At 62.7% G+C, this 12,942-nt stretch carries 9 protein-coding genes; 3 read left to right on the forward strand and 6 right to left on the reverse strand.

Translation table 11 applies throughout. From position 1 onward, the window contains the following. Positions 1-51: 51 nt before the first annotated feature. Both VEK15_15375 and VEK15_15380 read right to left on the reverse strand, forming a co-directional pair. Positions 52-1,452 (reverse strand): HDIG domain-containing protein, encoded by a 1,401-nt coding sequence (locus VEK15_15375; GenBank protein ID HXV62079.1) that lies wholly within the window; start codon positions 1,450-1,452, stop codon positions 52-54. Next, positions 1,449-1,904: an MOSC domain-containing protein gene (locus VEK15_15380; GenBank protein ID HXV62080.1), complete on the reverse strand. Its 456-nt coding sequence runs from the start codon at positions 1,902-1,904 to the stop codon at positions 1,449-1,451. The genes VEK15_15375 and VEK15_15380 overlap by 4 nt, the downstream gene beginning before the upstream one ends. Positions 1,905-2,343: 439 nt before the next feature. Here VEK15_15380 and VEK15_15385 point away from each other — a divergent pair, with 439 nt between their 5' ends. Beyond that, on the forward strand, positions 2,344-3,237 hold the full coding sequence (locus VEK15_15385) for an MBL fold metallo-hydrolase (protein ID HXV62081.1): 894 nt from the start codon (positions 2,344-2,346) through the stop codon (positions 3,235-3,237). Positions 3,238-3,271: 34 nt separating this feature from the next. On the opposite strand, the gene VEK15_15390 is transcribed toward VEK15_15385, so the two are convergent. Further along, positions 3,272-3,814 (reverse strand): DUF4412 domain-containing protein, encoded by a 543-nt coding sequence (locus tag VEK15_15390; GenBank protein HXV62082.1) that lies wholly within the window; start codon positions 3,812-3,814, stop codon positions 3,272-3,274. A 198-nt stretch (positions 3,815-4,012) separates the two neighbouring features. Beyond that, positions 4,013-6,448: an ABC transporter permease gene (locus tag VEK15_15395; GenBank protein ID HXV62083.1), complete on the reverse strand. Its 2,436-nt coding sequence runs from the start codon at positions 6,446-6,448 to the stop codon at positions 4,013-4,015. Positions 6,449-6,515: 67 nt separating this feature from the next. On the opposite strand from VEK15_15395, the gene mnmA reads away from it, so the two are divergent. Next, positions 6,516-7,571, forward strand: a complete 1,056-nt coding sequence (mnmA, locus tag VEK15_15400) for a tRNA 2-thiouridine(34) synthase MnmA (GenBank protein HXV62084.1) — start codon at positions 6,516-6,518, stop codon at positions 7,569-7,571. 16 nt (positions 7,572-7,587) lie between these two features. Here the strand turns inward: mnmA and VEK15_15405 are convergent, their stop codons facing one another. Next, on the reverse strand, positions 7,588-9,696 hold the full coding sequence (locus tag VEK15_15405; GenBank protein ID HXV62085.1) for a sulfatase-like hydrolase/transferase: 2,109 nt from the start codon (positions 9,694-9,696) through the stop codon (positions 7,588-7,590). A gap of 94 nt (positions 9,697-9,790) precedes the next feature. After that, a complete protein-coding gene (locus VEK15_15410; protein ID HXV62086.1) occupies positions 9,791-11,560 on the reverse strand; it encodes a CRTAC1 family protein in 1,770 nt (589 codons plus the stop codon). A 208-nt stretch (positions 11,561-11,768) separates the two neighbouring features. Here VEK15_15410 and VEK15_15415 point away from each other — a divergent pair. Further along, on the forward strand, positions 11,769-12,942 hold a 1,174-nt coding region (locus VEK15_15415), incomplete at its 3' end, for a tetratricopeptide repeat protein (GenBank protein HXV62087.1).

Raw genomic sequence — 12,942 nt, forward strand, 5'->3', positions numbered from 1 at the left:
ATTACCCCTAGACCACGTAGCATTCCATCGCTCCTTGTTCGTCGTTCGTGCCTATCCTCGGATCGGGTGATTGGAAGAGCTATATTTCATCACCTCGTCCAGAATCCTGTCCGGGTCTTTCCAGCCTGTCTGGTCTTGCACGTCGCGGCATCGGGAAAGTATCTCGCGAAAATGCTTCCCCGGCGCGAACCCACGCGCAATCAGGTGGCGCCCCTGCACCACGTCGCGGGGGCCTTCCTCTTCGAGATCGAGGGCTTCCATTTGCTTCCGGAACTGGTCGCCCTCTTCGAAGCGCCGCTCGAGCGCCTCCGAGGTGGTGCGGCCCAGGGAGTCCGCAATCGCCACGCGAAGGAGAAGCTCCATCGTCACCGAGGTGGCCTCGAGCTCGCGCGCCAGCCTGCGATAGGCCCTGGGCTTCGCGCCCATCCGTGAGTAAAGGCCGGGTGCCAGGTGGTGCCTCACCAAAGCCCCAACCTGCATCACGAGCTCGTTCGGCGCCCTCAGCCGCTCGAGAAAGGCTTCGGCGATTGCGACGCCCGCCTCTTCGTGACCGCGGGAGCGGATGCGACCCTCGACCGATTCGGTCGTAGCTGGCTTTCCAAAATCGTGACACAGGGCCCCGTACATGAGCGGCCGATCCTCGGCATCGCCACGACGGAGCCGCGTGGCCTCGTCGATCACCATCATCGTATGCACGAAGACGTCGCCTTCGGGATGCCAGTCCGCTTCTTGAGGCACGCCCGAAAGCGCCTCGATCTCGGGGAAAAATCGCAGGAGGCCGACCTTCTCGAGGAAACGGAAGGCGACCGATGGTCGGTGCGACTTCAAGAGGATCTTGTCGAGCTCGACGAGGATGCGCTCGGGGGGAAGCTCGGAGAGATCGAGCTCCGAGCAGAGGCGCTCGAGCTCGGGATCGGGCTTCATGTCGAACCGCGCGGCGAAGCCGGCGACGCGCAAGCCCCGCAACGGATCTTCGGCGAAGTGCCGCGGGTCGGTTGCGCGCAAGACCTTCGTTTCGAGATCCTTCCGGCCGTGAAACGGATCGAGAAAGGTATCCTTTTCGGGGTCGTATCCGATGCTGTTGATCGTGAGATCTCGGCGGCGGGCTGCTTCTTCGAACTCGATATCGGGGGCGATTCCCACCGAGAACCCTCTGTGTCCCGGGCCGGTCTTGCTGTCGTGCCTGGGGACGGAGAAATCCGCCTCGATCCCTTTGACTCTCAGAACGGCAAACGCCCGGCCGACGCGATTGACCTCACCGAAGCGAGCCAGGATCCGCTCCAGGGTTTCCAGAGAGACGTGGAACACCTCGACGTCCGCATCTTTCGATCCGATCCCGAGAAGGTGGTCGCGCACGTAGCCGCCGACCAGGATCGCCTTACCGCGTTCCTTGGCGACCGCCTTCACGATACCCTGGACGGGCTCGGGGACGGGTATCTTCGGGTTCTTCACGACTCCAACCATGCGACTTCATCGCCGATCGCGATCGTCCCGTCGTCGAGCACTTCGCCGAAGCAGCCACCGCGCCAATCGGCCTGGAGCGCGCTCCGCAAGCCCGGGCGCGCTCCGTCCATCTGCTCGCACGGCCGCGTCTCGCCGTAGACCCGCAGCCGCACGGCTCCGATCCGGAGCACGCGTCCTCGGCTCTCTCGGAGATCGACTCCACTGACGAGAAGGTTGGCACGCCTCTCTCTCGGGGAGACCTCGTTGTCGGCGCCGATCTCGGAGAGGGCGGACTGCCAGCCCTCGAGCCCTAGGATCGTGACCTGACGTTTTCCTCCCTGGTTCGCGTTCTCCGCGATCCCTCGGCCCTTCAGGAGCCTGACTTCGTTCCTCTCGTCCATGGGCCCTCGCTTGGACCGCTTGATCCAGATCCTCTCGAGCTTGCCCGCGTGCGGCGTCATGACGGGTACTATTCTAGACGAGGGGCTTTTTGCGCTTGAAGCTGGATTCCAGTTCTTGTCGGGAGCGCTTCCGGTGCGTTAGCGCAGCATGGACTGGCAGACCGCCAATCCCCCGAACAGGGCGGTGAGAACCACAAGCCAAATCAGCAGCAACGCCCTGTCCACTTTCGCGACGATTCTCTCCGTTTCTGGATGCGTACGACTGCGACTGTCTCTAGCGGACTCCACGGGCAGCTCTATGGAGCTTCCCGCACACGGGCCCAGTCGATGTTCTCTTCCGCAGATTGCGCAGAATGGCATTGATATCCGACCCGGCTGATCTCCTTGAAGGGCCCGTCCCGAGGACCGAACCTCTATGATGAGTCGGGCGGGGGACGAGCTACTTTCGCCCACGGAGGAGAATACAGTAAGCTCCTCGAAACACGAAGGAGGTTAGCAGATGACGTGCACCCTCGCGGTCGCCTCGATCGCCATCGCATCCGCATCGATCGCCCAGCAAGATTTCTCGAAGGTCGAGATCAAGACCGAACGCGTGGCCCCGGGCGTCCACATGCTCATCGGCTCCGGGGGCAACATCGGCGTGTCGTCCGGGGAGGACGGCGTTCTCATCATCGACGACCAGTACGCACCTCTCACCGAGAAGATCCGTGCCGCCGTCACCGCCATTTCGAGCGCGCCGATTCGCTTCGTCGTCAATACGCACTGGCACGGCGACCACACGGGCGGAAACGAGAACATGGGAAAGGCGGGGGCGGTCATCGTCGCGCACGAGAACGTGAGACGCCGCATGTCGACGGAGCAGTTCAACGCGTTCTTCGACCGGACGACGCCCCCGTCGCCCCAGGAAGCGCTCCCGGTCCTCACTTTCACCGAGGACGTCTCGTTTCACGTGAACGGCGACGAGCTCCACGTGTTTCACGTCGATCCGGCACATACCGATGGGGATTCCATCATCCACTGGAAGAATGCGAACGTGTTCCACATGGGCGATCTCTTCTTTTCGGGCGCGTACCCCTTCATCGATCTCTCGTCGGGCGGTGACGTCGACGGCGTGATCGCCGCCGCGGAGAGCGTCCTCAAGCTGGCAAACGACGAATCCAAAATCATCCCCGGCCACGGTCCTCTCTCGACAAAGAAGGAGCTCCAGACGTATCGCGACGTTCTCGTGGAGATCCGATCACGCATCCAGAGTCACGTGAGCGCGGGGAAGTCGCTCGAGGAAGTCAAGGCCGCCAAGCCGACGGCGGACTGGGATGCCGCCATGGGAACCGGCTTCATCAAAGGGGAACAGCTCACCGAGTTCGTGTACCGGAGCATTCAATCAGAGCGCTGATGCGCTCGGCGGAGATCCGCCCGCTGGCAACGTCTCAGTTCTCGAGCGGCACCGCCTTGTAGCCGACAGGCACCTCGAACGTCGATGCCGGAATGGCGCCTTTCTCGACGGACGTCGCGATGGTTGTGGTTACAGTGTTCTCGCCCATGAATGCGAAGGTCGAGACCTGCTTGAGGATCATTCCTCGAATCTTCTTGATCTCCTCGAAGACCTTGCCCATGTCACCCATCGGACCGGGCGCGTTGTCTCCCCGGGGACTGAAGGCCTCGTAATAGGCAGCCGGAATCTCCAGATCGGGAGCAGCCGAGATCTCCATCTGGATCGAGGAGGTTTCAATGAGGTACTTCTCGGTAGCATAGCCGGCGATCGTCTCTCCGGAACCGAGACGGGTGAGCTTCGCGGGGCCGGATTCAAGACCCATCCGTCGCATCGCTTCCTGGTGCCGTTGGCCATCCGCCGCGTCATCTCCCGCAAGCTGGCTGGTCATCTCCCGCAATTGATCGAAGGTAATCTCAGAATAGGTCCTCCCCTCGTGATCGAGATAGATGAACCGACCGGTGTCGAGTCGGACGATCACGTCGTCCCCCTCCGAGGATGTCACCCGGACGGCCTTCGGGCTGAAGTAGCTCGTCGCCGTCGTATCGAGAGCCGTTGGACAAGTACCGGCTTCGAACGAAGTAGCCGTTCTCGACGACGAGCGGCGCTGGCGCGAATATTCCCGGCAGAACCGTCCCGGGCGACGTTGTTAGACTCCGACCGCCTCTCTATGCTCGGCTCAGTCGTAACGGAGCGCCCGGAGCGGCTCCACCCGCGCCGCGCGGCGGGCCGGAACATAGCTTGCTCCCGCGGCGACAAGGCCCAGGAAGACGACTGCCGCGCCGAACGTCGTCACGTCGGTACCGCGTACGCCGAATAGCAGGCCCGAAAGCACCCGGCTCGTGATGAACGCTCCCGCGAGCCCCAGAACGAGCCCGAAGGTCGTCAGGCGCAAGCCCTGCCCGACCACCATGGCGATGACGTCGTTCGCCCGGGCACCGAGCGCCATCCGAATTCCAATCTCGCTCGTTCGTCGCGCCACGGTGAAAGCGAGAATGCCGTAGAGGCCCAGCGCAGCGAGGGCGAGGGCCGCCACGCCGAAGAAGCTCAGCACCGACGCGGTGAATCGAGGCTGTGCCAGTGCTTCGCCGACGTATCGCTCCATCGTCGTCACGTTCGAGACTGGCAGGTTGGGGTCGATCGCCCAGATCTCCCCCCGGATTCCCGCGGCGAGTCCGAGCGGGTCGGTCTCCGTTCGGACCGTCAGGAGCATTTCGTTTACCGGGAACTGACCGGCGGGCAGATAGAAGGCAGGCTCGGGATCGGACCTCGGGCCGAGAAACCGGACGTCCTCGACGACTCCAACGATCTCGAAGGTGTCCGGCAGGTCGATGCCCATGAAGCTCGGCGTGCTGGAGTAGATCGAGCGTCCCATCGCTCCACTGCCCCCGAAATAGCGCCGCACGAAGGCGTCGTTCACGATGACGGCTCCGGGATGCTCCGCATCGTCGAGCTCGGTGAACTCTCTGCCCTGGCGTAGATCGATGCCGAGTGCCCGGAAATAGCCTGGGCTTACGATCCGCAGCGCCGCCGCGAATGATTCCTCCGTCTGGACCCCGTCGACGATACGGAAGCTATCGATCCAGTTCGATTCGAGAGGGTGGTCATACGCGAGCGCGGCCTCGGAGACGGCGGGAAACATCCGCAGCCGATCCAGGACCTCACGATGGAACCGCGATACCGATTTCCAGTCTTCGTACCGGGACCGCGGAAGCGCGAGGTCGGCCAGGAGAACGTTCTTTCCCGCAAAACCCAGATCGACCTCCCGCAGCCGCCGAAAGCTCTGAACGAGGAGCCCCGCGGCGACCACGAGAATCACGGCGAGCGCCACCTCGCAGACCACGAGCGAGCTTCTCAGGCCGAAACGCTCGGTCGTCGAGCGGGCGCCCTCTCGGAGACTGGTCTTTAGATCCGGACGGGACGATTTCAGTGCCGGGACGAGGCCAGAAAGAAAGCCCGTGAGCAAGGACAATCCCAGAGTGAATGCGAGCACCGGCGGGCTCAGGCCCGACTCGGCAAGCCGGGGGATCTCCGAGGGGCTGATGCGAACCAGGACATCGATTGCGGCAAACGCGAGCCCCGTTCCGAGCGCTCCTCCGAGGAGACCGAGCAGCATGCTTTCACTCAGGAGCTGCCGTACCAGGACGGATCGGCCGGCACCCAGCGCGGAGCGAAGGGCGACCTCCCTCTGGCGCGCCGCGGCGCGCGCGAGATTGAGGCCGGCGATGTTGGCGCAAGCGGTCAGGAGAACGAGTCCCACGGCGGCCAGCAGAGTCCACAGGACGGCTCTCGCACCACCGACGACCTCGTCCATGTAAGGAACGACGAGGACGGTCTCGCCCGCGTTCGACCGGGGGTAGGCGTCCTCGAGCCGTCTCGCAATGGTGGTCATTTCCGCACGGGCGGCTTCGAGCGTGACCTCGGCGTTCAACCGGGCCAGCACCCCGTACACATGGGATCCCCGATCGGCCGCCCTCTCCTGGGAGAGCGCCATCGGGACCCAGAACTGCTGATAGAGAGGCAGGAAAGGCGTCCGTCCGGTCGCCTGCGGCCAGGTGGGATAGACGCCGGGCGGCATGACCCCGATGATCTGATAGGGAGCATCGTCGAGGTTCAACACCTTTCCAATGACGTCTCTCGCCCCGCCGAAGCGGTTCTGCCACAGCCCGTGGCTGAGAACGAGGACGCGATGATTACCGATCCGGTTCTCCTCGGGAAGAAAGGTTCGACCGAGGACGGGCTCGATGCCGAGCACGGAGAAGTAGCTCGCGCTCACCCGCCCGCCGAGCAGCTGCTCCGGCTCTCCGTCTCCCGTCCAGTTCAGACCGGCGGAACCATAGAGCGCCATGTCCTCGAAGGCCTTGCTCTCGGCCTTCCAATCGAAGTAGTTGGCTGCCGTGGTGCGGGAGCGGTGCATGCGGCCGGCGTCGTCGGGCGAGTATTCCCAGAGCGAGACGATCCGGGACGGGTCCTCGAAGGGAAGAGGCTGGAGCAGGACCGTGTGCACCACGCTGAAAATGGCCGTATTCGCGCCGATGCCGATGCCGAGAGTGAGAGTGGCTACCACCGTGAATGCGGGGTTCTTCCAGAACGAGCGTAAGGCGAGCTTTACCATCGATAGCCTGCTAGGGTTTTAGACGAAGCGAGGCGGCACCGGGTTCTGCGGATAATATGAGCGAAAGATGAAGGTTGCCATGCTCCTGTCGGGCGGGGTCGACAGCTCGGTCGCTCTGAGCCTGCTTTGCGAACAAGGCCACGACGCGACCGCGTTCTATCTCAAGGTCTGGCTCGAGGACGAGCTCGCCCACCTCGGCGAATGTCCCTGGGAGGAGGACCTCCGCTACGCCCGTGGCGTTTGCGAGCAACTCCGGGTGCCGCTCGAAGTGCGATCGTTGCAGGGTCCTTACTGGAATCACGTCGTCTCCTATGCGGTCGAAGAGCTCCGGGCGGGGCGAACGCCGAGCCCCGATCTCCTCTGCAACCAGCGGATCAAGTTCGGCGCGTTTCTCGATTCCGTCGAGCCGGGTTGGGATCGGGTCGCCTCCGGCCACTACGCGCGTGTCGAGGAAGCAGCCGGGGGGGTGCTCCTGAAGAAGGCTGTCGATCCCGTCAAGGACCAGACGTATTTCCTCGCGCTTCTCGACCAGCGGCAGGTGAAGCGAAGCCTCTTTCCAATTGGCGAGCTGCGGAAGACCGAGGTCCGAAGCCGCGCGCGAGCGCTGGGCCTTCCTAACAAGGACCGCAAGGACAGCCAGGGTATTTGCTTTCTGGGGAAGATTCCCTACCGAGAGTTCGTCCGCCATCACTTGGGCGAGCGGGAAGGGGACGTCGTGGATGTCGGCACCGGCAAGGTGGTCGGACAGCACCGGGGGTACTGGTTCCACACGATCGGCCAGAGGCAGGGACTGGGTCTCTCGCACGGCCCGTGGTTCGTTCGCGGCAAGGACGTCGCTCGAAACGTCGTCTACGTGGTGCACGCGGACAAGCTGCTGGAGGAGGCGGTCGACCGCTACGAAGTAGAAAACTTCAACTGGATTGCCGGCCCTCCCGAAAGACGCGAGCTTCAGGTTCGTGTGCGCCACGGAGGCGAGTTGCTGGACGCGGGGCTCGCGCTCAACGGAGAGCGGGGCTTGGTTCAGCTCGACCGGAAGGATCCCGGGATCGCCCCGGGTCAGTTCACGGTCTTCTATGACGGCGACGTCTGTCTCGGTGGGGCTCGGGTTCGCCATGGGGGATGAGGCGTACCCCGCCGCCTTACGGGGACTCCGGCGACGATCGCAGCGAAATCAAAGCCGCTCTGGCCTTCTCGATGTCGGCTCCGTAACGCTGGGGAGGAGCCTCGCGAGCAAACCGCTCGAGATACGCGCTGGCCTCTTCGGGGGAACGCTCGACCAACGCGAAGGCCAGGTTGAAGAGCGCGTCGAACTGGGTTGGATCGCTCTCGACGGCGCGGCGCCACAGCTCGATCGCCTCGGTAATGTCTCCGAGCCGCGCGTGGGCGAACCCCAGTCCGTTCAAGGCCGCGGCATGTTCGGGGTCGATGGCGAGCGCGCGGTTCAGATGGTCTTTAGCCTCATCTAGCCGGCCCTGAGACAATGCGAGAGAGCCGAGATTGTTGTGCGCCATGGCCGAGCTCGGGTCCAGCTCGAGGACGCGTTCGAACTCCCGCCGACTATCCTCGGTGCGTCCCAATCGCCCGTAGGCGATAGCGAGGTAATTGTGCCCTTCGGCATAGTCAGGCTCCCGGTCGACCAGTGTCTCCAGGAGACTTACCGCCTTCTCCGCATCCCCGACGTCCAAGAGGTAGGCGCCGAGCATCCCAAGAATCGAGACGTCTGAGATGCCGCTCTCCATGGCGCCCTCTAGGAGTGCGATCGCCTCGCCGACACGACCGGTCTGGTGCAGGGCATAGGCTAGGTTCCGGTGAGCCTCCGACGAGCGGGGCTGCTTCCGCACGACGTCCTCGAAGATGGCGATCGCTTCCGCGGTACGCCCCTCTCCGAAGAGCTCGGTCGCCTCGTCGTAGGCATTGCTGATGCCGACGAGCCGCTTGGGATCATCCGCCGGTCCGTAATCTCCCTTTCGGTTCTGGACGGGTGCCGTGAGATATCCAAGCGTTCGCAGCTTCGCGAGCGTCTCCGCGTCGGGAGCCGTGGCCTTTAGGGGCATGCCTTCCGCCGAAATCTCGTCGAGCGCTTCCTGAAGCCTCTGCGCGAGCCCCGTCTTTTGCCGATAGAGGTTGTCTTTCTCTCCGGGGTCGTAAGCGAGGTCGTAGAGCTCGGGCGTTGGCAAGCGAATGAGCTTGTGGTCCTCGCTCACGACTCCGGTAAGGGGAGCCCAGTCCCGGGTCAGATGCGTGTTGAGAGCTTCGAAGTACGAGGTCGGAGCTTCGTAGCGAAGCTCTCCCGTCAGGTAGGGTCGGAGATTCTGGCCAGTGGTGTACGCCGGAGGTTGAACCGCGAGAAGATCGAGAATCGTGGGCATCACGTCCACCTGCCGTACGGTCTCGGAGAAGACCTGGGGGCGAAGCCCTCGTGCCCAGAGGATCCACGGAACGCGAAGCGTCGAGTCGTAGGCGAACGTTCCGTGCGTGCTTTCACCATGTTCGCCGAGCGACTCGCCGTGGTCTCCGAGCACGACGACCACGGTTCGCTCGAGCCGACCCGCCGCAGAGAGACTCTGCAGAAACGCTCCCAGCGTGGCGTCGACGAAGGCCACTTCTGCCCCGTAGAGGTCGTTGGCGAACCTCCTCGCAAAGTCGGGAGGTGGACGGTAGGGAGCGTGCGGATCGAACAGGTGCACCCAGGCGAACCATGGCTCGCTAGCTTGCTCGATCCATGTTTCCGCGGAGGCGACGACCGCGTCGGCTCGGCGCTCGAGCTGCGAGAAGCTCAGGAAAGCACGCGACTCCCCGTAATAGTCATCGTAGACGCCGAACCCTCGGTTCAACCCGAATCGAGCGTCGAGAACGAAGGCCCCGACGAACGCGCCCGTTTCGTAGCCCGCGTTCTCGAGCGTCGTCGCGAGCGTGGGATGAGCCTCACTCAGCCGGAACGTGCCGTTGTCGTGCACCTGATGCTCCGTGGGATAGAGCGACGTGAAAATGGATGCGTGCGCCGGAAGAGTCAAGGGCACGTGGGCGAGCACCTTGTCGAAACGTATTCCCTCGCTCGCCAAATGATCCAGGTAAGGGGTTAGTCCCGCGGACGAGCCGTAGCTGCCGAGCCGGTCGGGCCTGATGGTGTCGATGGTGACGAAAAGAAGGTTTCGCCCCTGGAAGGCGTCGGGAGAAAGCACCTGGCCGGGGCGGCGTAGCAGGATGGCTGCCGTCGCCAGGATAACGGCAAGAACGAGAGCGGTCACACCCGGCTGAACTATCGAGCGCCGACGAGGACGGGAAGAGCCCTTCTTCTCCGATCGTTTGCCCGTGCGGCTCATTTCTTTCGTGCGGGAACGTTCACGGCTCGCGCAGCTCGAGCGTGCGATTCGTCGCGATTGGCCCTTCGAGGATCTGTTCCTTGCCCGACGGCCAGATCAGGCGAACTCGGTCGACCGACTCCGCTTCGCCCAAACCGAAGTACAAAGGTATCTCGCTCTGAGAGAGGTATCCCGATTTCCCGTCATTTATCTTGGTGTAATTCATGCCGCCTGCGGTCACCACGAGCCTCGTCCCCAGTGCGGATCGGTTCGACGTCGTTCCCTCGAGCCGGACCTTCAAGAAGCGGATGGCTCGCTTCTCGGCCAGATTGCTCTCGAGGAGCATGGGTCGGTCGTTGAACTCGTTGGTCACGACGTCGAGGTCTCCGTCATCGTCGATATCGAGGATGACCGACGAGCGACTTCCGAGCGAGCCCCAGACCTCGACCTCTCCGGTCAGGTCGTAGGCTTTGACCAAGGGATGCTCCCGATTCCCTCCCGACGCATCAAGAAGGAAAGCGAGACCGGTCGTTCCCTTTTTTCGCGGCTCGACACCCAGAATGAACTCGCTGTCGCGGAACTTCAGCCCGCGATCGTTGAGTAGCACGGTATTGATGCCGTAGCGATAGGGAAAGTTCATTCCCGATGTGATGAAAACGTCTTCGAAGCCATCAGCGTTCAGGTCACCGACGCTGAATCCCCAGGGCCAGTAGTTCTCGGCGCCGATGGAATCCGAGATTTCGGTAAACTTTCCCCCACCGTCGTTGCGATAGAAAGCATTTCCATAAACGCTCTTGCCCCCGCTACGGAGGAACCGTTCGCCCCAGGACACAAGCGATTTGAGCTTCTCGCGCTCCGGGCCCACTTCCTCGCTCATGTCGGAATGCATATCGGTGATCATGATGTCCATATCGGAATCATTGTCGAAATCGAACGCGACCACTCCCATCGCACCCCAGGGAGTCCGGGGAAAAATCTCTCGGCTCCTTCTTTCGAATCGCTTTCCTTCGACGTTCTCGTAATACTCGTCGTGACCCTGCATATTCAAGACATAGAGATCGGGAAACCCGTCCTCGTTGAGATCCATCGGGCTCGCGTCCCCGGTCCAGGCGTCGTCTACGAGGCCCATCTGCTTCGTGACGTCCGCGAAACGATTTTCGCCAAGATTTCGGTAAAGGATGCTGTGCTCGGTGCGCTCCGGCTTCAAATGTCCCGCGAAGGCGTCGAGCACCCCGATGTAGTAGCCGCCCGGTCCTACTTTGTCGGTCGTATAGACGCCAACGTTACAGAGATAGAGGTCGAGCCGTCCGTCCTGATCGAAGTCGAAGAACACCGATGCGGAGGAGTGGCCGACGTAGCCCGTCCCTGAGTCCTCCGAGATATCCTTGAACCGGCCGGTTCCGTCGTTCTCGAAGAGGACGTTACCGAAGCGAACCGTGGTCACGTACAGATCGGGGTCGCCGTCGTTGTCGATGTCGCCGAACGATGCCGTAACGGAAATGCGGTCGGCCATCGCCACGCCCCCGCGTTCGGTCCAGTCCTCGAACCGCCCATCGCCGAGGTTGTGCCAGAGGGCGTTGGGGCCGACCTGGTTGGTGAAATAGAGGTCGAGCTTCCCATCTCCGTCAACGTCGGCGGCGGCAATTCCATTTCCGTGGTCGTAGTGTACGGCCTTATGATGGGCACCCGAGTCTTCCGTCATCTGGTTGCGGAAGGTGATGCCGCTTTCCTCGACCAGGTCTTGGAACTGGAAGTCGTGGTAGACGGTGAAATCCTTCGTGGTCTCGAGCTGCGCCTTTTGTCTCGGCACGAGCCACTCCGGATGATCGACGTCCCCAGGAGAATAAACCAGGGAACGCTCCTGGGTCGCAGCAGCGCCGCAAAGACACGCTCCGACTATGAGAAATCCGACCCGCAGAAAGTCTTCCCGATTCACGGCGACTCGCCCCACGCTCTCATGAGGCCTCTCCTCTTCCGAACCGGACCAGCACGGGCACGGACCAGTATAATATTGTCGCATGCACCTGCTGTGCGGAATGCTTCTTGGGGTTCCTGTGGGTGCGGCCGTCGCTCCGCAGTCGCAGCTCTCGGAAGCCAGACGACTCCAGAGCCAGGGCGAGTATCCCAGAGCAATCGTTCTTCTGGAGAACATTCTCCGGGACGAGCCCGATGACGCCGAAGCCGAAAAGCTCCTCGGCTGGCTCTACGGGGCGACGGGAAAGACCGATCTTGCGGTCGATGTCTATCGAAACCTCCTGAGTCGTCATCCGGACGATGCCGACCTCCGCAACAGCCTCGGCGCGCTCCTGTTCAGGGCCGGCAAGCTGCAGGAAGCGAAGGGAGAGCTCGAGCGTGCCGTCACCCTCGATCCCTCACTGGTCGCGTCTCACTATAATCTCGGACTTCTGAGATTCGAAGAGGGCGCGTTCTCCCTCGCCGCTCGGTCTTTCGAGCTCGCCATCCGGCTCGATCCCGACAAGCCTCAGTACTATTTCATGCTGGCCAGGGCCCATCGGGCGAGGTTGGAGTTCAGCGAGGCTGTGGCTGCGTTCCGAGCGGGTCTGACCCGATCTCCTCCAGCTGAGCTCGCCCGTTCCGCGCGGCTCGAGCTGGCGTTGACGCTGAAGCATGACGGTCTCCTGTCCGATTCGGAAGAGGAGCTTCGTGGCTTGCTCGCGGCCGACCCGGATGACGGCGAGGCGATGTTTCAGCTCGGAAGGCTCTACGTCGCGATGAACCGGTACGTGGAAGCGGAAAGTGTGTTTCGACGTCTCACCGAGGTGAGGCAAGATTACACGCCAGCCCATTTCATGCTCGGGCTCGTTTGGTATCGCGAGGACGCTCCCGAGAAGGCGCTCGTTTCGTTCCGAAGACTCCTCGAGCTGGAGCCGCGTCATGCCGAGGCTCACTACTACATCGGGATGAGCCATCTGAAGCTTAAGAACCATCGCGAGGCGAGGGAGGCCTTCGAGCAGACCCTCCTCATCGACACCGATCACGTGGGTGCGAACTACAATCTCGGGCTCCTGCTGGCGCGGGAAGGTGAGCGCGAGGAATCGGAAAAGAGGCTCGAGCGGTTCCGCGCTCTCCGAGAACGAAGAGACCGCCTCGAAGTGCTCGAGGAGCGTGTCCGCTGGGACCCGAGAAACGCGAAGTTCCATTTCGAGCTGGGCCAGGAGTACTCCCGGCAAA

The sequence above is a fragment of the Vicinamibacteria bacterium genome (genome assembly GCA_035620555.1).
Lineage (GTDB): Bacteria > Acidobacteriota > Vicinamibacteria > Marinacidobacterales > SMYC01 > DASPGQ01.

Excerpts from the sequence above, each read along its gene's own strand:
- VEK15_15380 (HXV62080.1), bottom strand. The coding sequence starts at position 1,904 with ATGACGCCGCACGCGGGCAAGCTCGAGAGGATCTGGATCAAGCGGTCC.
- VEK15_15385 (HXV62081.1), top strand. The coding sequence starts at position 2,344 with ATGACGTGCACCCTCGCGGTCGCCTCGATCGCCATCGCATCCGCATCG.
- VEK15_15395 (HXV62083.1), bottom strand. The coding sequence starts at position 6,448 with ATGGTAAAGCTCGCCTTACGCTCGTTCTGGAAGAACCCCGCATTCACG.
- mnmA (HXV62084.1), top strand. The coding sequence starts at position 6,516 with ATGAAGGTTGCCATGCTCCTGTCGGGCGGGGTCGACAGCTCGGTCGCT.